18 protein-coding genes are annotated in these 19,213 nt (G+C 65.9%); 15 read left to right on the forward strand and 3 right to left on the reverse strand.

Annotated elements, in window-relative coordinates; translation table 11 throughout:
• Positions 1–183 precede the first annotated feature (183 nt).
• From AUL31_RS01525 to AUL31_RS01535, 3 genes are all read left to right on the forward strand, one after another.
• Entirely contained in the window at positions 184–1,554 is a 1,371-nt protein-coding gene (locus tag AUL31_RS01525) for an MmgE/PrpD family protein (RefSeq protein ID WP_060600294.1), read from the forward strand.
• Complete coding sequence (locus AUL31_RS01530; RefSeq protein ID WP_060600296.1) at positions 1,551–3,080, forward strand: fumarate hydratase; 1,530 nt, start codon at positions 1,551–1,553, stop codon at positions 3,078–3,080. The genes AUL31_RS01525 and AUL31_RS01530 overlap by 4 nt, the downstream gene beginning before the upstream one ends.
• 105 nt (positions 3,081–3,185) lie before the next feature.
• Positions 3,186–3,788 carry a LysE/ArgO family amino acid transporter gene (locus AUL31_RS01535; protein WP_060600298.1) on the forward strand — a complete coding sequence of 201 codons (603 nt, stop codon included), beginning with the start codon at positions 3,186–3,188 and terminating at the stop codon, positions 3,786–3,788.
• 57 nt (positions 3,789–3,845) lie between these two features.
• Here AUL31_RS01535 and AUL31_RS01540 read toward each other — a convergent pair whose 3' ends face one another.
• A complete protein-coding gene (locus tag AUL31_RS01540; RefSeq protein ID WP_060600301.1) occupies positions 3,846–4,823 on the reverse strand; it encodes a tripartite tricarboxylate transporter substrate-binding protein in 978 nt (325 codons plus the stop codon).
• Between the two features lie 288 nt (positions 4,824–5,111).
• Here AUL31_RS01540 and AUL31_RS01545 point away from each other — a divergent pair, with 288 nt between their 5' ends.
• The gene (locus AUL31_RS01545; RefSeq protein WP_060600303.1) at positions 5,112–6,242 is read left to right on the forward strand and encodes a CaiB/BaiF CoA transferase family protein; all 1,131 of its coding nucleotides are present in this window, start codon (positions 5,112–5,114) and stop codon (positions 6,240–6,242) included.
• Positions 6,239–7,096: an HTD2 family dehydratase gene (locus tag AUL31_RS01550; RefSeq protein ID WP_060600305.1), complete on the forward strand. Its 858-nt coding sequence runs from the start codon at positions 6,239–6,241 to the stop codon at positions 7,094–7,096. Before AUL31_RS01545 ends, AUL31_RS01550 begins: the two co-directional genes overlap by 4 nt.
• Here the strand turns inward: AUL31_RS01550 and AUL31_RS01555 are convergent.
• On the reverse strand, positions 7,093–8,118 hold the full coding sequence (locus AUL31_RS01555) for a LacI family DNA-binding transcriptional regulator (protein WP_060600307.1): 1,026 nt from the start codon (positions 8,116–8,118) through the stop codon (positions 7,093–7,095). The two genes, AUL31_RS01550 and AUL31_RS01555, sit on opposite strands and share 4 nt — an antisense overlap.
• Before the next feature lie 122 nt (positions 8,119–8,240).
• On the opposite strand from AUL31_RS01555, the gene AUL31_RS01560 reads away from it, so the two are divergent.
• The 7 genes from AUL31_RS01560 to AUL31_RS01590 all read left to right on the forward strand — a co-directional run bounded on the left by AUL31_RS01560 (position 8,241) and on the right by AUL31_RS01590 (position 15,791).
• Complete coding sequence (locus tag AUL31_RS01560; protein WP_060600310.1) at positions 8,241–9,026, forward strand: ThuA domain-containing protein; 786 nt, start codon at positions 8,241–8,243, stop codon at positions 9,024–9,026.
• Entirely contained in the window at positions 9,023–10,075 is a 1,053-nt protein-coding gene (locus AUL31_RS01565) for a Gfo/Idh/MocA family protein (protein ID WP_060600312.1), read from the forward strand. Before AUL31_RS01560 ends, AUL31_RS01565 begins: the two co-directional genes overlap by 4 nt.
• A gap of 62 nt (positions 10,076–10,137) precedes the next feature.
• Positions 10,138–11,400, forward strand: coding sequence for an ABC transporter substrate-binding protein (locus AUL31_RS01570; RefSeq protein ID WP_060600314.1), 1,263 nt, complete (start codon positions 10,138–10,140; stop codon positions 11,398–11,400).
• A gap of 37 nt (positions 11,401–11,437) precedes the next feature.
• Positions 11,438–12,397: a carbohydrate ABC transporter permease gene (locus AUL31_RS01575; protein ID WP_060600315.1), complete on the forward strand. Its 960-nt coding sequence runs from the start codon at positions 11,438–11,440 to the stop codon at positions 12,395–12,397.
• Positions 12,397–13,224 carry a carbohydrate ABC transporter permease gene (locus AUL31_RS01580; RefSeq protein WP_060600317.1) on the forward strand — a complete coding sequence of 276 codons (828 nt, stop codon included), beginning with the start codon at positions 12,397–12,399 and terminating at the stop codon, positions 13,222–13,224. The genes AUL31_RS01575 and AUL31_RS01580 overlap by 1 nt, the downstream gene beginning before the upstream one ends.
• 19 nt (positions 13,225–13,243) lie before the next feature.
• Positions 13,244–14,272, forward strand: coding sequence for an ABC transporter ATP-binding protein (locus AUL31_RS01585; protein WP_060600319.1), 1,029 nt, complete (start codon positions 13,244–13,246; stop codon positions 14,270–14,272).
• Positions 14,273–14,378: 106 nt separating this feature from the next.
• A complete protein-coding gene (locus AUL31_RS01590; RefSeq protein ID WP_060600321.1) occupies positions 14,379–15,791 on the forward strand; it encodes an Nramp family divalent metal transporter in 1,413 nt (470 codons plus the stop codon).
• Between the two features lie 2 nt (positions 15,792–15,793).
• On the opposite strand, the gene AUL31_RS01595 is transcribed toward AUL31_RS01590, so the two are convergent.
• Positions 15,794–16,384 (reverse strand): DUF922 domain-containing Zn-dependent protease, encoded by a 591-nt coding sequence (locus AUL31_RS01595; protein WP_060600323.1) that lies wholly within the window; start codon positions 16,382–16,384, stop codon positions 15,794–15,796.
• Between the two features lie 222 nt (positions 16,385–16,606).
• Between AUL31_RS01595 and AUL31_RS01600 the strand changes: the two genes are divergently transcribed.
• Genes AUL31_RS01600 through AUL31_RS01610 form a run of 3 tightly spaced genes read left to right on the forward strand, consistent with a single transcriptional unit; the run spans position 16,607 to position 19,205 of the window.
• Positions 16,607–17,608 carry an ABC transporter substrate-binding protein gene (locus tag AUL31_RS01600; RefSeq protein ID WP_060600325.1) on the forward strand — a complete coding sequence of 334 codons (1,002 nt, stop codon included), beginning with the start codon at positions 16,607–16,609 and terminating at the stop codon, positions 17,606–17,608.
• Positions 17,605–18,471 carry an ABC transporter permease gene (locus AUL31_RS01605; protein ID WP_082646720.1) on the forward strand — a complete coding sequence of 289 codons (867 nt, stop codon included), beginning with the start codon at positions 17,605–17,607 and terminating at the stop codon, positions 18,469–18,471. The genes AUL31_RS01600 and AUL31_RS01605 overlap by 4 nt, the downstream gene beginning before the upstream one ends.
• Positions 18,468–19,205 (forward strand): ABC transporter ATP-binding protein, encoded by a 738-nt coding sequence (locus AUL31_RS01610; protein WP_060600327.1) that lies wholly within the window; start codon positions 18,468–18,470, stop codon positions 19,203–19,205. Before AUL31_RS01605 ends, AUL31_RS01610 begins: the two co-directional genes overlap by 4 nt.
• The last annotated feature ends 8 nt before the right edge of the window (positions 19,206–19,213 follow it).

A 19,213-nucleotide genomic window follows, 5' to 3' on the forward strand; every position in this document is an offset into this window, starting at 1 on the left:
CTAACGATCCCGGTTGCGATAGTGCGCGATTGCCTGCTTTCCTATGTCAACCGGACCCGCCAAGTCGAGGGGGCAGCGCGAAACGTGCTGGCGGCCATCGTGAAGCTGTATTGGAGCGCGTGAGGGGCGGCGGCGATTGTGCCGCGCAAATGGCTTGATGTTTCGCGCATGGGGAGGAACAGCATGCACGATCTGACGATGACCTTGGCCCGTTTCGTGGCCGATCTCCGCTTCGATGACCTGCCGCCCGATGTCGTGACGCGCGCCAAGGCGCTGTCGATGGATCTTGCCGGCTCCATCGTGCGGGCCGGCAGCGAGGCGGAGTCCACACCCGCCATCCTTGCCGCCGTCCGCCGGATGGGGCTGGACGGGGCAGGCACCGCGGGCGTCGTGGGAACCGGCCGCTTCTACGCGCCGCCCGTGGCGGCCCTGTTGAACGGCGCGCTCGGACACTCGCTCGATTTCGACGACACCCACGCGGACTCCTCGTTGCATCCGTCCGCCCCCGTCGTGCCGGCGGCGCTGGCAGTGGGCGAGGCGGTCGGCGCCAGCGGGGCGGAAGTGGTGGCCGCCATCATTGCCGGATATGAAGTCTGCTGCCGGCTTGGCATGGCGCTGGATCCGACCGCGCATTACGCGCGCGGCTTCCACCCGACGGCGACGGCCGGCACCTTCGGGGCAGCGGCGGCCGCCGCAAAACTGTACGGGCTGGATGCCGAAGGCATCGCCCGGGCGTTCGGCGTCTCGGGCAGCCAGGCGGCCGGCTCGCTGCAGTTCCTTCAGAATGGCGGCTGGAACAAGAGATGGCAGGTGGGGCAGGCCGCCATGAACGGCGTGATGGCCGGGGCGCTGGCGGCAGACGGCTTCTTTGCGGCGGACGAGCCGATCGAGGGCCGGCACGGGCTGCTGGTCGGTTATACCGACGGGGCAAGGCCCGAACTGGCCGCCGCCGATCTCGGTGTCGTCTGGGAAACCATGCGCATCGGCGTGAAGCCCTATCCAAGCTGCCGCTACACCCACGCCGCACTGGACGGGTTGAAGACACTGCGGTCGCAAGCCGGGCTGACGGCGGACAAGGCCGCGCGGGTGACCATCGGCCTGCACCGCAACGGCATCGTGTTGACGGGTGCGCCGCTGGACGAAAAACGTCGCCCCGGCTCCGTGGTGGACGGGCAGTTTTCCATGCCCTTCACCGCCGCCGTGATGCTGGACCAGGGCTCGTTCGGCTGGGACGACTACAAGCGCCTCAGCGATGCGTCCCTGTGCGCATTGGCGGATCGCGTCGATGTCGTGCGGGACGAGACGCTGGAAGGGCTGCGGCATCCATTCGGCGCGACGCTGACCGTCAGGATGCAAGGCGGTGAGACGATCGAACGGCGCATCGCCGATCCTTCGGGCGAGCCGGAAACCTTTCCCGATGCCGCCGCCCTGCGCAGCAAGTTCGACACGCTGGCCATGCCGGTGCTGGGCGAAGCGGGCACGTCCGCCCTTGCCGAGGCGTTCCTGGATATGGACCGGCGTAACCGGGTGGTCGTTTCCGCCGAGGCCGCATGACAGGGAGTATCATCCGGCGCGACGATCTGGTGACATCCATCGCCGATGCGCTGCAATATATCGCCGTCTATCATCCACCGGACTTTCTGGCGCATCTGGCACGTGCGCTGAAGCTGGAGCAGAGCCCGGCCGCGCGGGATGCCATCAAGCAGATCCTGGTGAATTCGCGCATGGCAGCCATCGGGCGTCGGCCGATCTGCCAGGACACCGGCACGGTCAACGTGTTCCTGAAGGTCGGCATGCAGGCGCGGTTCGATTTCGACGAGCCCATCGCCGAGGTCGTCAACGAGGCCGTCGCCATCGCCTACACCGATGCAGGCAACCCGCTGCGTGCCTCCATCGTGGCCGATCCGCTGTTCGACAGGCGCAATACGCGCACCAACGCGCCGGCCGTCACCCATGTCGAACTGGTGGCCGGAAGCGGCCTCGACGTGCACGTGGCCGCCAAGGGCGGCGGCTCTGAAAACAAGGCAAGCTTTGCCGCGCTCAACCCCGGCGACGACGTGGCGGACTGGGTGGTGCGGACAGTGGAGAGGCTGGGCGCGGGCTGGTGCCCGCCGGGCATTCTCGGCATCGGTGTCGGCGGCACGGCCGAGAAGGCCATGCTGCTTGCCAAGGAGTCGCTGTTGCAGCCGATCGACATGACGGACTTGCTGGCAAGAGGGCCACGAACCGCGCAGGAGGAGATGCGCGTGGACCTGTACCGGCGCGTCAACGCGCTCGGCATCGGCGCGCAGGGATTGGGCGGCCTGACGACCGTTCTGGACGTGAAGATCGCGACCTATCCCGTGCATGCCGCCTCCATGCCGGTGGCGCTGATACCGCAATGCGTGGCCGACAGGCATATCGGCTTCCGGCTTGACGGAGGCGGGCCGGCCGGCTTTGTGGCGCCGCGTACCGAAGACTGGCCGCAAGTGGCTCTGGATGCCGGCGCAGATGCGATCAAAGTCGATCTCGATCGCCTCGCCCCGGCCGAGGTGGCGGGCTGGCGCGCCGGCGAGACGCTTCTTCTGTCCGGCCGGTTGCTGACGGGCCGCGATGCGGCGCACAAGCGTCTGGCAGCCATGCTGGAGCGGGGCGAGGACCTGCCCGTCGATCTGAAAGGCCGCGCGATCTATTATGTCGGGCCGGTCGACGCCGTCGCCGGCGAAGCGGTGGGCCCTGCCGGGCCGACCACCTCCACGCGGATGGACCCTTACACGGACATTCTCCTGGAGCGCACCGGCCTTCTGGTGATGATCGGCAAGGCGGAGCGCGGCGACGAGACCGTCGCCAGCATCGGACGGCACGGCGCCGCCTATTTGATCGCGGTGGGTGGAGCGGCCTATCTGGTGTCCAAGGCGGTCCGGTCTGCCAAGGTGATTGCCTTCGACGACCTCGGAATGGAGGCCATCCACGAATTCGTGGTGGAGGATATGCCGGTAACGGTTGCCGTCGATGCGCAAGGGCAGTCGATCCACAAGAGCGGGCCCATGCGATGGCGCGCCCCGCCGGTAACCTATCACGGGACGCAAATCCCCGGTTGACCGCAGCGCGGCCAGGCTTGCCCGCACGATGCCGGACAGGACACCGGCAGCTACCTTTCCCGTCATCTTCAGGTATACGGCTGTTTCGGAACGACGGGGAGCGGAATGACGGCGTATCTGAATGGGCTGCTGATGGGGCTCAGCCTGATCGTGGCGATCGGCGCGCAAAATGCGTTCGTGCTGCGCCAGGGCCTGCGCAACGAGCATGTGCTGGCGGTTGCGCTGACATGCGCCCTGTCCGATGCCGCCTTGATCTGGCTGGGCGTCCTTGCCTTTGCGCGCGTAGCGGAGCTGATGCCCGCCCTGGAGCCGGCGATGCGCTATGCCGGAGCTGCCTTTCTGATCTGGTACGGTTGCCGCAGCATGCTTTCGGCCTTCCGCTCCAACGAGGCGCTGGTGGTCACGGCGGCGGCTGCGACGCCGCTTTGGCCCGTGCTGGCAACGTGCCTCGCGCTGACCTTCGCCAATCCGCACGTCTATCTGGATACGGTCGTGCTGCTCGGCTCGCTCTCGACGGGTTTTCCCGGCCAGGAGGCGATCTTTGCGATGGGGGCAACGACCGCGTCTTTCCTGTTCTTCTTCTCGCTCGGGTTCGGCGCGCGCTTTCTGCGACCTGTCTTTGCCAACCCGGCCGCATGGCGCATTCTGGAAGGTGCGATTGCCCTTGTCATGTGGGCCATCGCCATCAATCTCCTGCGCGGCCTGTAGGCCACGCCGTCTTCAGGGCGGTGCGGGGCGCCTGTCCGAAGGCGCCCCGCACCAGGTTCAATTGGCGTATTCGCCGGCTTCCTCGATAAGCGGACGCCAGAACTCGATCTGTTCCTTGTAATGCTTCTCCAGCGACTCCGGCGTCGCGTCTTCCTGCGGCACCGGCTCGGTGCCGAGTTCGGCGAAGCGGCGGATCACCGTCTCGTTCTGCAGAGCCTTCTGAAGCGAGCCCGTCAGGCGCTCCTTTACCGGCTCGGGCGTGCCGGCCGGAACATACATTCCGTGCCAGACGCCGATCTCGAAACCATCGAGGCCCTGCTCCAGCGCGGTCGGCACGTCGGGCAGGACGGCGATCCGCTCCGTTGTCGCGGTGGCGTATGCCTTCACCGCCTTGGACTGGACAGGGTTGGTGGCGCCGGTGGTCTGGTCGCAGAGAAGGTCCACCTGGCCGCCCATCGTATCCGTCATCGCAGGGCCGGTTCCGGGGTAGGGGACCGTCGTCAACTGCACGCCGACGGCCTGCATGAACAGCATGCCGCACAGATGCGAAACGGCACCGGGTCCGGCATTGGCCAGGAGCGTCTCTTCCGGCTTCTCGCGGATCATCTCCAGAAGCTGCTTGAAGTCTTCGGCCGGGTAGTCGGGCCGCGAGACGAGCAACATCGGCACGGTGGTGACCTGTCCGACATAGTCGAAGGCGGTCAGCGGATCGTAGGGCAGGTTGCGATACAGGGTCGCGCTGGTGGCGATGCCCATGTGGTGCAGAAGAACGGTATGGCCGTCGGGCGTCGACTGCGCGAGGCGGCCGGATGCCAGCGTGCCCCCTGCGCCGGTGACGTTTTCGACGAGAACCTGTTGTCCGAGATCCTCGCTCATCACCTGGGCGAGAAGGCGGGCGATGACGTCCGTCGGCCCACCTGCCGAGAAGGGGATCATCAGCGTCACGGGCTGGGTGGGGTAATTCTGTGCCTTGGCAGCGCCGACGGCGGACAGCGAAACGGCAGCGGCAAGCGCGGCGAACAACAGCGTCTTCAAAGGGTCTCCTCCCTGTTGATGCGGGCCGGCCGACCGTTCTTGCGACGGTTTCTGGCTGGCGCAATGGACATGGCTCGCCCCGAGGCGGGGCAGACGTCAGCCTGAAACTGTTCCAGATTTGGCAGCGCAGGCAAAGACAGCTTCGGTCTGGCGGGCATAACGGCTGGTTCTGGCGTCTCCATAGAAGTTCGCTATGGGCGCCAGCCCAAAAGCATCTTTGCGGCGGTGCGGGCGTACTGGAACAATGCCCGCAGGATTTTACTGCATGTCCCGGAGGAGACGTCCCGCATGAAGAGTGCCTTGCCACTGGAGGGTCTTTTGGTCGTGGCGGTGGAGCAGGCCGTAGCCGCCCCCTTCTGCACCGCCCGGCTGGCCGATGCCGGTGCGCGCGTCGTCAAGGTGGAGCGGCCGAGCGGCGACTTCGCCCGTGGCTATGACGACGTCGCGAAGGGACAGAGCAGCTATTTCGTCTGGTTGAACCGGGGCAAGGAATCGCTGGCGCTGGATCTGACGAAGCCGGACGATTTGTCCGTCCTGCGCGACCTTGCATCGCGCGCCGATGTGCTGGTGCAGAATCTGAAACCCGGTTCGCTGGAGCGGTTGGGTCTGGGGGCGGACGCCCTGCGCGCCGCCAATCCGCGCCTGATCAACTGCACGATCAGCGGCTACGGGGCCAGCGGCCCGCTGGCGGATCGCAAGGCCTACGACCTGTTGATCCAGGCCGAATCCGGCTTGTCCTCCATTACCGGCGGGCCGGCGGAGCCGGCGCGCGTCGGCATATCCCTTGTCGATATCGCCACCGGCGCCACGGCCCATGCCGCCGTCCTGGAAGCGTTGATCGCGCGTGGCATCAGCGGCAAGGGCTGCGATATCCATGTGTCGATGTTCGACGTGATGGCCGACTGGCTGGCCGTGCCGCTGCTGCAGGAGGAGGGCGGGCAAAGCCCCCGCCGCATTGGCCTCGCCCATCCGTCCATTGCGCCTTACGGCATCTTCACCGCCGGCGACGGAACCGTGTTCCTGATCTCGATCCAGAGCGAACGCGAATGGGTCAAGTTCTGCGATGTCTTCCTGGGACAGCCCGATCTGCCGAAGGATGCGCGCTTTGCGTCCAACGTCGCGCGCGTGCGCCATCGGGCAGAAACAGATGCACTCGTATCGGCCGCGTTCGCCACGATGGGAGAGGCCGCAGCCACCGACGCCCTGACGCGGGCGGAAGTTGCCTTCGCCTCCGTCAACGACATGGCGGCATTGTCGAAGCACCCGCATCTGCGCCGCATCGTGGTGGAAACGCCGAATGGGTCTGTTTCCTTGCCGGCTCCGGCGGCCGTCGTGGCCGGGCAGGAGCGTATCTATGGCCGGGTGCCGGCCATCGGCGAGCATTCCGACCTTCACCCGGCGCATGAGGCAGCCGAATGAGCGGCGTGCCCGAAACCGTCGATATCGACCATCTGCGCCAGTGGATCGGCCGGCAGGACATTGCTTCGGAACTGCTGTCGCCGGAGCTGGTGAAGCGCTTTCGCACCACGCTGGAACTGCCCGGCGCCACGCAGACGGGCGAGCCCGCGCCCGAACTGATCCATCTGTGCATCGCGCCACCGGCCGTACCGATGAGCGAGCTTGGGCCGGACGGGCACCCGGCGCGCGGCGGTTTCCTGCCGCCGGTGCCGCTGCCGCGCCGCATGTGGGCCGGTGGCCGGTTCGAGATGCGTGGCGCGCTGACCATCGGCGATGTCGTGACGAGGCGCTCGACGATCGAGGATGTCGTTCTGAAGGAAGGGCGCACCGGCCGGCTGTGCTTCGTGACGGTACGGCACGAGATTTCCAGCGGCGACGATGTCGCTGTCGTGGAACGCCAGGATATCGTCTACCGCGAGGCGGAATCGTCGACCGCGCCAAAGGCGCAACCGCCGGCTGCGCAAGCCGGGGACCATGTCATGGAGGTGGTGCCGACGGCGCCGCTTCTGTTCCGCTACTCGGCGCTGACCTTCAATGGCCATCGCATCCACTACGACAAGCCATATGCGACCGGGGTGGAGATGTATCCCAGCCTCGTCGTGCACGGGCCGATGCAGGCGACGATGCTGTATCATTTCGCGGCAAGACTGCGGGGGCGCGCGCCGGCCACCTTTGCCTTCCGCAGCCTTTCCACCCTGTTCGACGATACGCGCTTCACCCTCAACGCAACGGAAGAGAACGGCGCGTTCAACCTGTGGACGGCCCGGCCCGGCGGCCCGGTGGCAATGAGCGCGACGGCCTCGTTCGACAGCTAGTCCAGAGCTTCGGCCGTGGACCCGCGTATTGTCAGCGGCACGGGCCAGACCTCCGATGCGACGGGCGCCCCGCCCGATGCGATGCGCTCCAGCGCCATCTCGGCGATGCGCGCCCCCGCCGCGCGGATGGACGAGTTGAGCGTCGTCAGTTGCGGCGTCGCCATGGAGGGTGGAAACGCCGCAACCTCGTCGTCATGGGCGACGATCGACATGTCCTGCGGGACGCGCAGGCCGCGCTCGGCCAGCGCCTTCATCGCGCCGAGGGCGACAAGGACGGACGAGGCGAGAAGGGCTGTCGGCGGCTGCGGTTCGTCGAGAATCGACAGTGTCGACTGATAGCCAAGCGTGAAAGTCAGCGGTCCGTAGCGGATGAGGTTCTGGGCCCTGGCGATGCCAGCTTCGTCGAGGGCTGCGCCAAGGCCCTCGGTGCGGTCCTGCGCATAGGCCTGCCGCGCCTCTCCGTTGACCAGTCCGATGCGGCGGTGGCCAAGCTCGATCAGATGCTGCGCGCCCCGCTTGAAACCACCGAAATTGTCTATCGAGAGATAGGGTACGCTCTGCCCGTGCAGCGGCCTGCCATGCGCCACGATGGGAAAGGCAAGGTCGGCGATGCCGCTGGTGCGGACCTCGTCGAGGATCGGAGAGGTCAGCACCAGGGCATCCACCAGCCCGCTGGTGGCAAGGCGCATGCAGGCATCGGCCTCTTCGCCGGCGCGGGTCGGCGTCAGGACGATGTCCAGCCCCTCGCGGGCGGCGGTCTCCGAAACGCCGGTCAGGAAATCCATGACGATCGGTCGCTCCAGGATGTTGCGCTCTGTCGAGAAGACGAGGCCCAACGCATTCGCGCGTCCCGTGGCCAGCCGCCGGGCCGCGGTGCTGGCCCGATAATTGGCTCGCTCCGCCGCTTCCAGCACGCGCCGCCGCGTCTTTTCTCCAACCTCGGGATAGCCGTTCAGAGCGCGGCTTACCGTGGTTTGCGACAGTCCGAGAGATGCCGCAAGTTCCTTCAGGCTCGTGGCCACGGCCCGTCTCCTCCCCATATCCGATCAGGGCGATCGAATGAAATCCGAGGTTGACACTACATCCAAAGCGCTTCAACTTGCAATCAAAGCGCTTTGGGAGAGCGCCAAGGGAGATTTCTGGTATGGGCATACGGGCAGTCGTGTGGAACGAATTCGTCCACGAGCAGGAAAACGAGATCGTCCAGAAGGTCTATCCGGATGGCATCCACCGCACCATCGCCAGGGCTATTTCGGCCGAAGGCGATATCGAGGCGACGACGGCAACCCTGCAGGAAGCCGAGCATGGCCTGACGCAGGCGCGGCTGGACGAGACGGACGTGCTCCTGTGGTGGGGCCACAAGGCGCATGGGCAGGTGGACGACGCCATCGTCGACCGGGTGCAGCAGCGCGTGGCCGAGGGCATGGGCCTGATCGTGCTGCATTCGGGGCATTTCTCCAAGATCTTCAAGCGGCTCATGGGCACGCCCTGCTCGTTGCGCTGGCGCGAGGCCGGCGAGCGGGAGCGCCTCTGGGTCATCAACCGCAACCACCCCATCGCCAAGGGCATCGATACGGCGATCGAACTGCCGAACTCGGAAATGTACGGAGAGCCGTTCCTGGTGCCGGAACCGCTCGAGACGGTGTTCATCTCCTGGTTCGAAGGCGGTGAGGTGTTCCGGTCGGGCCTGACCTACCAGCGCGGCGCGGGGCGCATCTTCTATTTCGAGCCCGGCCATGAAACCTATCCCATCTATCACGACGCGGCCATCCAGACGGTGCTGCGCAACGCCGTCCGATGGGCCTACAACCCGGCCGAGCCGTGGCGGGACGTGTCCGAGGCGCCGAACCGGCCCTACGACCAGGCACGTGAAAAGCTGACGCCCAAGGGCGCGTCGCTGCACAAGAAGGGCGAGGCGGGCTATCGATGAAAAAGCGGCTTGCCATATTGGGCACGGGCGCCATCGCGCACCGGCATGCCGAGATTTTCAGCGCGATCCCCGGTATCGAGCTGGCGGCCGCCATCGATACCAACCTCGAGCGCGCACGCAGCTTCGCCGAACTGCATGGGATGGGACAGTCCTTCGGTTCGCTTTCGCATGCGCTGGAAGAGGGCGGTTTCGACGCTGCGGTAAACTCCACTCCGGATGCGGCGCATTATGCGACGACGCTGGAGCTGATCGGCGCAGGCAAGCCGGTCTTCTGCGAAAAGCCGCTGGCGCTCAACCATGGTGACGCCATGGCGATGACGCAGGCGGCGGAGCGCGCCGGGCTTATCAACATGGTCAACCTGACCTACCGCAACGCCCATGCCGTGCAGATGGCGCGGCGCATGGTTGCGGCAGGCGAGATCGGCGATATCCGCCATGTCGAGGCGAGTTACCTGCAGAGCTGGCTGACGGGCAGCCACTGGGGCGACTGGCGGACGGATGAGCGCTGGCTGTGGCGGCTGTCGTCGGCGCACGGCTCCAAGGGGGTGCTCGGGGATATCGGCATCCACATCCTGGATTTCGCCACCTTCGGCACCGGCCTGGATGTGGCGGCGCTGCAGGCGCGCATGCGCACCTTCGACAAGGCCGAAGGCGGCGCCATCGGCCCCTATACGCTGGACGTCAACGACAGCGTGGCGATGACGGTGGAGTTTTCCAACGGCGCGCTGGGCGTGGTGCACATGTCGCGGTTCGCCACGGGCAACCTCAACGATCTGAGCCTCTCGATCTACGGTACGCGCGGCGCATTGAAGATCTGGGCCAACCAGCACACCTCCACTTTGTCGGCCTGCCTGGGGGCGGATATCGAGACGGCGACGTGGAAGCCGGTCGATTGTCCGGAAACGCCGCGCAACGAACAGCGGTTCGCCCTGGCGCTGATGTCGGGCGAAAACGGCGAACCCGCATTTCGCCGCGCCGCCGAGGTGCAGCGGTTGCTGGACCTGGCCTTCGTCTCGGACGCGGAAGGAAGGATGCTGAAAGCCGCCTGAGGAGGGCGCACCAACCATGCCCGCCGGGAGAGCGGGTTTCGATCACGGGAGGAACCATCGAAATGCAGCTTCGCAAAGCACTCGCCGCGCTGGCGGCCACGGCCGCCCTGTCGGTACACCCCGCCCTGGCAGCCGATCTGTCCATCGTGCTCGGCTCTGTCGGCAAGGACGTGCAGGAGATGCGCGCCGCGCTCGACGCCTTCGAGAAGGAAAGCGGCCACCGGGTCCGCATCGTCGAGATGCCGGCCTCCACCACCGACCAGTTCGGCCAGTATCGCCTTTGGCTTGCGGCCGGAAATGCCGATGTGGACGTGTACCGGACCGACGTGATCTGGGCGCCGCAGCTAGCCGACAATTTCGTCGACCTGTCCGAGGCGATGGCCGACCGCGTCGGCGAACATTTCCCGGCCGTGATCGACGCCCAGACCGTGGGCGGCAAGCTTGTCGCCATGCCGCTCTATACCGACGCGCCGGCGCTGTATTACCGCAAGGATCTGCTCGAGAAATACGGCAAACAGCCGCCCAAGACCTGGGCCGAGCTGGAGGAGATCGCCACCGAGATCGTGACGGCCGAGCGGGAGGCCGGCAATGGCGGCCTGAACGGGTTCGTCTTCCAGGGCTCCGCCTATGAGGGCCTGACCTGCAATGCGCTGGAATGGATCGCCAGCTCGGGCGGCGGCACCATCGTGGACGAAGCGGGCGAGATCACCATCGACAATCCGCAGGCCGCCGCCGCCATCGACCGCGCGGCAGGCTGGATCAACAAGATCGCACCGGGCGGCGTCCTTGGCTACATGGAGGAAGAGGCGCGGGGTGTCTGGCAGACGGGCAATGCCGTCTTCATGCGCAACTGGCCCTACGCCTACGCCCTGTCGCGCGGCGACGACAGCGCCGTAAAGGACAAGTTCGACGTGGTGCAACTGCCGATGGGAGAGGGCGGGCAGCCGGCCGGCTGCCTCGGCGGATGGAATGTCGCCGTCTCCAAGCATTCGCCGAACCAGGAGGCCGCCATCGAGATGGTCCGCTTCCTGACATCCGCCGAATGGCAGAAGACCCGCGCCATCAACCAGTCGCGCATGCCGACCATTCCCAGCGTCTACGACGACCCGGAAGTGGCCGAGGCCCAGCCCATCGTCGCCAACTGGAAGCCGGTCATCGAAACGGCCACGGCGCGCCCGTCGGCGGCCACCAAGGGCAAGTACAACGAAATGTCCAAGGAGTTCTGGACAGCCGTTCACCAGACCCTGTCGGGACGCGGCGACGCGGCCTCCAACCTCGACCGCCTGGACAAGGCGCTGCGCCGGCTCAAGCGCGCCGAGTGGTAAGCGCCGCGACGCGGCATGACCGGGGAGGAGGTTTCAGATGGTGACTGCCGAGGCTAGAACCGGAAAAGGCGGCAACCGGATGGCGCGCAGCCGCCGCCGCGCGGCATGGCTGTTCCTGGCGCCGATGCTGCTGGTGCTTGCGTTGGTGGCGGCATGGCCGCTGGCACAGACGATCCGCTTTTCGCTGACCGATGCCAGCCTGTCATCGCTGGGAACGGCGGAGTTCGTCGGCTTTCGAAACTATCTGGAATATGTCGACTACGGCGATGGGGAGGGCGAATGGTTCGGCCTTCTCCTCGACGACGAGTGGTGGCGTGCCGTACGCAACACGCTGTGGTTTACGGCCATCTCGGTTTCCATCGAAACCGTGCTCGGCACCATCTTCGCCCTGGTGCTGAACGCCAGCTTCCCCGGACGCGGCATCGTGCGCGCCGCGGTTCTGATCCCCTGGGCAATCCCCACCATCGTCTCGGCCAAGCTGTGGGCCTGGATGATGAACGACCAGTTCGGCATCCTCAACGACATGCTGATGACCGTCGGCCTGATCTCCTCCCCGGTGGCGTGGACCGCCTCGCCCGACACGGCGCTGTGGGCCGTCATCATCGTCGACGTCTGGAAGACGACTCCCTTCATGGCGCTGCTGATCCTGGCCGGGCTGCAGATGGTGCCGGGCGACGTCTACGAGGCCGCCAAAATCGACGGCGTCAGCCCGGTGAAGGTGTTCTTCAAGGTGACGCTGCCGTTGATCCGCCCGGCCATCCTGGTGGCGGTCATCTTCCGTGCGCTCGACGCGCTGCGCGTCTTCGACCTGATCTACGTGCTTACGCCCAACAATGCGGAGACGAAGACGATGAGTGTCTTCGCGCAGGAAAACCTCTTCCAGTTCGACAATTTCGCCTACGGATCGGCAGCCTCGACGCTGCTGTTCCTGGTCATCGCACTCAGCACGATCGCCTATATCCGCATGGCGCGGCTGAACCTGTCGGGAGATCGCTGATGGCTGCCTTTGCCCGGACGGCGGGCTTCTACGCGCTCGTCCTCTTCATCGTCGTGTTTTCGGTGTTCCCGTTCTATTACGCCATCGTCACCAGCTTCAAATCCGGCACCGACCTGTTCCGGGTGGATTACTTTCCGCGAAGCTTCTCGCTGGCCAATTACGAGGGCGTCTTCAACAACGGCGTCTTCCTGCAGAACGTGCTGAATTCGGTGATCGTCGCCACCGCCGTCGTCATCATCTCTCTTTTCCTGGCCGTCACCGCCGCCTATGCGCTGTCGCGCATCCGCTTCAAGGGGCGGGGGCTTCTGCTGCTCACCATCCTGGCCGTATCGATGTTCCCGCAGATCGCCGTGCTGGCCGGCCTGTTCCAGATGGTTCGGTGGATGGGCATCTACAACAGCCTGTTCTCGCTGATCTTCGCCTACATGATCTTCACACTGCCCTTCACCGTCTGGGTGCTCACCACCTTCATGCGGGACCTGCCGGAGGAGATCGAGGAGGCGGCCATCGTGGACGGCGCCGGGCCATTCACCATCGTCACGCGGGTGTTTCTGCCGCTGATGTGGCCGGCGCTGGTGACGACGGGCCTTTTGGCCTTCATCGCGGCATGGAACGAGTTCCTGTTCGCGCTGACCTTCGTGGCCAGCAACGAAACGCGCACCGTGCCGGTGGCGATCGCCCTTCTGTCCGGCGCATCCGAGCAGGAAATACCCTGGGGCACCATCATGGCGGCGTCGGTCGTCGTGACGCTGCCGCTGATCGTTCTCGTCCTCATCTTCCAGCGCAAGATCATCGCCGGGCTGACCGCCGGCGGCGTCAAGGGCTGATTATCCGGAGTTTTAAGTCATGGCCGAATTGAAGCTCGCCGGTGTCACCAAATCCTTCGGCGCGGTAACCGTGCTGCACGGCATCGACCTCGACATCACCAGCGGTGAGTTCGTCGTCTTCGTGGGGCCTTCCGGTTGCGGCAAGTCGACCTTGCTGCGCATCGTCGCCGGGCTGGAGGAGATCAGCTCCGGCACCTTCTCCATCGATGGCCAGATCGTCAACGACAGGACGCCGAAGGAAAGGGGCATCGCCATGGTGTTCCAGTCCTATGCGCTGTACCCGCATATGAGCGTCTACGACAACATGGCTTTCGGCCTGTCGCTCGAGAAGGGTACGCCGAAGACGGAGATCGACCGGCGCGTCCGCGAGGCAGCCTCGATCCTGCAGATAGACCCCTATCTGGACCGCTTGCCCAAGGCCTTGTCTGGTGGCCAGCGCCAGCGCGTGGCCATCGGGCGGGCCATCACACGCGATCCCAAGGTGTTCCTGTTCGACGAACCCCTGTCGAACCTGGATGCAGCGCTGCGCGTGCAGACGCGCATCGAGATCGCCAAGCTGCACGACAGGATGCGGGGCACCACCATGATCTACGTGACGCACGACCAGGTCGAGGCGATGACGCTGGCCGACCGCATCGTGGTGCTGAACAAGGGGCGGATCGAGCAGGTGGGGTCTCCCATGGAGCTTTACGCGCAGCCCGACAACCTCTTCGTCGCCCGCTTCATCGGCTCTCCCGCCATGAACATCGTGCCGGCATCGGCCCTGTCCGCGCCGCAGACCCTGCCCGACAAGACGGTGCATGTCGGCGTGCGGCCGGAAGATCTGACGCTGGCACAGGCGGGAGAGGGCATCCTGTCCGGCACGGTCAAGCTGATCGAGCCCCTCGGCGAGGTGACCCTGGCCTATGTCGATATCGGCGTCGGCGAAGAGCCCGTCGTCGTCAAGCTGCAGGGCAACCGCATGCTGGAGCGGGGCGCGACAGTGTCGCTGGCGGCAGAGCCGGGCAAGCTGCACGCCTTCGATGCGCAGGAACGCGCGATCCGATAACCGGTCATGTTAAAAAGTGATTGTCACAAACTTGCGGGGTAGCGACGGTCGGATAGTCTGCATGGCCAATAAATAGAAAAACAATGCAGATATCGGGAGGAAAGACATGAGCTCCACCGTCGTGGACTTGCCGGCTGGCGTCGACAAGGACGATCCCTATCGCCTGACGCCGGATGCCATCATGGAGCCGCCGGTCGGTTGGCGCCACAGCCTCAAGCATCTTGGCCCGGGCCTGATCCTGTCGGCCTCGATCGTCGGCTCCGGCGAGTTGATCGCCACGACGACGCTGGGTGCGCAAGCCGGTTTCGCGCTGCTCTGGCTGGTGATCGCATCGACCTTCGTGAAGGTGGCCGTACAGGTGGAACTTGCGCGGTGGACCATATCCACAGGGCAGCCGGCGCTGACCGGCTACAACAAGGTTCCACCGCAGATCGGCGGCATCGGCTGGATCAACATCCTGTGGGCCGTCATGGCCCTGTCGAAAGTCCTGCAGGTCGGCGGTGTTCTCGGCGGCACCGCGGTCGCCTTCTCCATCCTGATGCCGCTGGGTGGCGATCCGCTGGGCGCGACATCGCTGACCATCTGGACGGTCATCATCGCGGTGGCGTCCATATTCCTGCTGTACTCGAACAACTACAGCCTTATCGAGCGCGGTGCGATCCTGCTGGTGGGTTCGTTCTCGCTGGTCACCATAGCCATAGCCCTGGGCCTGCCCTTCACGCCCTTCGCCTACGGCATGGACGATCTTCTTACGGGCCTTGCCTTCACCATTCCGGCGGGTGCCATCGGGGCGGCCATCGCCATGTTCGGCATCACCGGCGTCGGCGCCGACGAACTGACGTTCTATACCTACTGGTGCGTGGAAAAGGGCTATGCCCGGCATGTCGGGCCGAATGACGGCTCGGAGGCCTGGAAGCGGCGGGCTCGCGGCTGGATCGCCGTGATGTACAAGGACGCGTTCCTTTCCTGGTGCATCTATACGTTCGGCACGCTGGCCTTCTACCTGATGGGCGCGGCGGTACTGGAGCCTCAGGGCCTCGTGCCGCGCGGCAACGACATGATCACCACCGTCTCCCGCATGTATACCGATACGCTGGGCGAGTGGGCAGGCATCCTGTTCCTGGTCGGCGCCATCGCGGTGCTGGGTTCTACGCTGTGGGCGGCCATTCCGAGCTGGGCGCGCATGTATGTGAACCTGCTGGCGGTGGCCGGCGTGCTGGATTGGCACCATACCGCCGACAGGATGCGCTGGATCCGCATATTCACCGTGGCCCTGCCCATCGTCTGGGGCTCCGCCTACCTGTTCGTGCAATCGCCCGTCCTGATGATCCAGATCGGCGGCGTGACGACCGGTATCTTCCTTCTCGCCGCCGTGGTTGCCGTCTGGTATCTGCGAAAGCACGAGACCGATCCGGCAATCCGGGGCAGCAACCTGTTCAATGTGGTGCTGGCGGTCTCGTCGGTCGCCATCGTGCTCCTCGGCATTTACACGGGCCTCAGCGTGCTGGGCCTCGCCTAGCCTCAAGGCCCGTTGACGAGCGCCAGGATGAGGCGATGGACATTGCCGCCATCGCTCATTTCCACCTGGTCGAAGGCCCGGCTGCGGGCGCGCTGCTCCTGCGACAGCGCGCCGAGCTTTTCGGTGAGAACCTCGCGGATGCGCTTGCAGGACGGGTCGTTCGGCACGGTGAGGCCGACGGAGACCGCCTCGATCCGGCGCACCATGTCGACGATATGCTCGCCATGGACACGCTCATGCGCGCGCATGCCGTCGATGAAACGCTGCCAGCTTGCGGCGACATCGGCAGGCAGGCGCTGCGAGGGCTTGGGCAGGCGATAGGTGATGATCAGCCTTGGCCGGGCCGACTGGAGCACGCAGCCCCCGGCGCTCGGGCGATAATCCCGCTGCCAGGTCAGCTTGAACGTGGTGACCGCGATGGCGCGCGATGCGCCGGCAGATGGGCCGCGCTCGCCGATGGAGTCGTAAAGCTCAATGCCCGTGCGGCCGGTGACGGCATAGGGCTCTTCCACCTCCTGCGCCGTCCAGGCGGCGGCAGGCGAATGGGCGAAGAACAGTGTGGCCAGCAGGGCGGCAAGAGCTGTGATGCGCATGATGCTGCATAGGCCAGCTTCGGCGGCTTGCCAATCGCGGCTGTGCGAACTTCCGGCGACGTCGGCATGGTGCAGGGGGCTGTGGAACGCCTCCCACGACCCTGGACGAAAATTCCATCAGTCTACTTGAAAGATAGATTATTATGCCTGTGACGCATCCGCCGTCCGGCTAAGCTCGCCCCCGAAGGCCAGAATGGGCCGAACGGGACAGACGAGGCGGGCATGACGATCCATTGGAGCATCAAAGGGCTTCTGGCTTTGGGCATGACGGTCGCGGCAGCGGCGTCATGGGCAAGCGAGCCGCTGGGCGGCGAGGTGCCGGCAGGAACGACTTTGACGGTCGCGGACCAGAACGAGGTTTTGCGCACGCTGATGGAGGCGTCGGGCGAGGCCGACAAGCTGGGCTCCGAGGTCACCTACGCCAATTTCCTGGGCGGGCCGGCCATACTGGAGGCGTTCCGCGCCGGTGCGCTGGACCTGGCGGTCGTCGGCAATACGCCGCCCATCCAGGCGCATGCATCTGGCCTCGTGCTGCCGATCGTGGGCGCCGTCACCACCACCGAAGTCGATTATCATCTGGCCGTCAGGCCGGGATTGCAGATCGACAGGCTGGAGGATCTGAAAGGCAAGAAGCTCAGCTATGCCGAAGGGACGGGGCGCCAGCCCTTCATCCTGAATGCGTTGAAGGTGGCGGGGCTGACACCGGAGGACGTGCAATTCGTCGGCCTGAAGGCTGCCGACATGCCGGATGCCGTGCGTGCGGGCCAGGTGGACGTGGCGGTGCTGAACGAGCCGCATTACTCTCGCTACATCAAGACCTTTCCGGGGGCCAGCGCATTGCCCGAGGCCGAGCATGACCGGCTTCCGCGCACGCTCTCCTATCTCTACGCAAGTCCCGAAGCCCTGGCCGATCCGGGCAAGACGGCAGCCATCGCGCAGTTCGTGCGGGGATGGATCGACGCCAACCGATGGCGCTCCGAGCATACGCAGGAATGGGCCGATACCTACTATATCGGGTTGCAGCGCCTGCCGCCGGAAGAGGGCCTTGCCGCCGCGCAAGCCGAAGGCGAGCCGTCCTTTCCAACCCTGAGCGAGCTGGTGGAAACCCAGCAGGGCCTGATCGACGTCATCCATGCCGCCGGTGGACTGCCGCGCCATCTCGATGCCTCGGAAGAGTTCGATTTTCGGTTCGATGCGGTGATTGCGGCCGCAACCGACCGATGAGCCTGATCGACATCGTCACCGGGCCGGTCGGCGCAGTGCGCGCCGCCCGCGAGGCATCCCGGCCGGCATCCGCGGCACGGCGGCCGCCCGTACGCCTGACACCGGAAAAGCTGGGCCCCGTGGGCCGTCTGGCCGGCCCTGCCGTCGTCTTGCTGGCGTGGGAACTGTCGTCGCAGGCCGGCCTGCTGCCCGAGCGTATGCTGGCGGCGCCTTCGACGGCGCTGGCGACCGGCTGGACCATGATCGTCGACGGCACGTTGTGGCCCCACCTCGCAGCATCGGCCATGCGGGCCTATTCCGGCCTTTTGATCGGCGTCGTGCTTGGCCTCGTGATGGCGCTGGCCGCGGGCCTGACGCGCGCGGGCGAGGCGTCCATCGACGCGCTCGTGCAGGTCAAGCGTGCGGTGCCGACGCTGGCGTTGATACCGCTGGCCATCCTGTGGCTCGGCATCGGCGAGACGATGAAGGTCTTCCTGATCGTGACCAGCGTCATGGTGCCGGTCTACATCAATACCCATGCCGCGTTGCGCGGCATCGACATCGGACATGTGGAGCTGGCGCGGACGGTGGGCCTTGGCCGTGCCGAATTTATCCGGCGCGTCGCGCTGCCGGGCGCCCTGCCCGGCTTCTTCACCGGGCTTCGGCTGGCCACCACCATGTGCTGGACGTCGCTCGTGGTTCTGGAGCTCATCAACACCAATAACGGCATCGGCTATCTGATGAGCCGCGCCCGCGACTGGGGGCAAACCGACATCATCGTCGTCGGGCTCTTCATCTACGCGTTCCTTGGCCTTGCGTCGGATGCCCTCGTCCGATGGTGGGAAGGCCGGGCCCTGTCCTATCGAAAGGCGATCGGATCATGAGCGGCGCAGTGAATCACGGGGCGGCGACGGCCGCAGTGCGGCTGCGCGGCCTGTCGCGCGGGTTCGGCGACAAGCCGGTTCTGCGGGGAATTACGCTGGATGTCGCCGAAGGCGAGTTCGTCGCCCTCATCGGTCGGTCGGGCTCGGGCAAGAGCACGCTTCTGCGGGCGCTGGCCGGCCTGGACGACGATGCCGAGCGCGAGGGTTTCATGGCCGTGCCGGAACGGGCGTCGGTCCTGTTCCAGGATTCGCGGCTGCTGCCGTGGGAACGCGTCCTCGACAATGTCACGATCGGGTTCCATGCCGCCGATGCCGCGGCCAGCGGACTGGCGATGCTGAGGCGCGTCGGCCTTGGCGACAAGGGTGGCGCATGGCCCGCGACATTGTCCGGCGGCGAGAAGCAGCGTGTGGCGCTGGCACGCTCGCTGGTGCGCAGGCCGCAGCTACTGCTGGCGGACGAACCCTTCGGGGCGCTGGACGCGCTGACGCGGGTCAAGATGCACGGGCTCCTGTTCGAGCTCGTTGCGCAGGAGCAGCCCACCGTCATCCTCGTTACCCACGACGTGGACGAAGCCCTTCTTCTGGCCGACCGTGTGCTGGTGATGGACGAGGGGCGGATTGCCCTCGACAGGGCGGTGGGCCTTCCACATCCGCGCCGCGCCTCGCATGCAGGCTTCGAGACTTTGAGAAGCGAGCTTCTGGCCGCGCTGGGCGTTGAAGTCGCCGCAGCCTGACAAACGAA

Origin of the sequence: Aureimonas altamirensis (assembly GCF_001463885.1) — a bacterium.
Lineage (GTDB): Bacteria > Pseudomonadota > Alphaproteobacteria > Rhizobiales > Rhizobiaceae > Aureimonas > Aureimonas altamirensis.

Excerpts from the sequence above, each read along its gene's own strand:
- AUL31_RS01570 (WP_060600314.1), top strand. The coding sequence starts at position 10,138 with ATGCAGCTTCGCAAAGCACTCGCCGCGCTGGCGGCCACGGCCGCCCTG.
- AUL31_RS01585 (WP_060600319.1), top strand. The coding sequence starts at position 13,244 with ATGGCCGAATTGAAGCTCGCCGGTGTCACCAAATCCTTCGGCGCGGTA.
- AUL31_RS01595 (WP_060600323.1), bottom strand. The coding sequence starts at position 16,384 with ATGCGCATCACAGCTCTTGCCGCCCTGCTGGCCACACTGTTCTTCGCC.
- AUL31_RS01590 (WP_060600321.1), top strand. The coding sequence starts at position 14,379 with ATGAGCTCCACCGTCGTGGACTTGCCGGCTGGCGTCGACAAGGACGAT.
- AUL31_RS01565 (WP_060600312.1), top strand. The coding sequence starts at position 9,023 with ATGAAAAAGCGGCTTGCCATATTGGGCACGGGCGCCATCGCGCACCGG.
- AUL31_RS01600 (WP_060600325.1), top strand. The coding sequence starts at position 16,607 with ATGACGATCCATTGGAGCATCAAAGGGCTTCTGGCTTTGGGCATGACG.
- AUL31_RS01580 (WP_060600317.1), top strand. The coding sequence starts at position 12,397 with ATGGCTGCCTTTGCCCGGACGGCGGGCTTCTACGCGCTCGTCCTCTTC.
- AUL31_RS01545 (WP_060600303.1), top strand. The coding sequence starts at position 5,112 with ATGAAGAGTGCCTTGCCACTGGAGGGTCTTTTGGTCGTGGCGGTGGAG.
- AUL31_RS01560 (WP_060600310.1), top strand. The coding sequence starts at position 8,241 with ATGGGCATACGGGCAGTCGTGTGGAACGAATTCGTCCACGAGCAGGAA.
- AUL31_RS01525 (WP_060600294.1), top strand. The coding sequence starts at position 184 with ATGCACGATCTGACGATGACCTTGGCCCGTTTCGTGGCCGATCTCCGC.
- AUL31_RS01550 (WP_060600305.1), top strand. The coding sequence starts at position 6,239 with ATGAGCGGCGTGCCCGAAACCGTCGATATCGACCATCTGCGCCAGTGG.
- AUL31_RS01530 (WP_060600296.1), top strand. The coding sequence starts at position 1,551 with ATGACAGGGAGTATCATCCGGCGCGACGATCTGGTGACATCCATCGCC.
- AUL31_RS01575 (WP_060600315.1), top strand. The coding sequence starts at position 11,438 with ATGGTGACTGCCGAGGCTAGAACCGGAAAAGGCGGCAACCGGATGGCG.
- AUL31_RS01535 (WP_060600298.1), top strand. The coding sequence starts at position 3,186 with ATGACGGCGTATCTGAATGGGCTGCTGATGGGGCTCAGCCTGATCGTG.
- AUL31_RS01610 (WP_060600327.1), top strand. The coding sequence starts at position 18,468 with ATGAGCGGCGCAGTGAATCACGGGGCGGCGACGGCCGCAGTGCGGCTG.
- AUL31_RS01605 (WP_082646720.1), top strand. The coding sequence starts at position 17,605 with ATGAGCCTGATCGACATCGTCACCGGGCCGGTCGGCGCAGTGCGCGCC.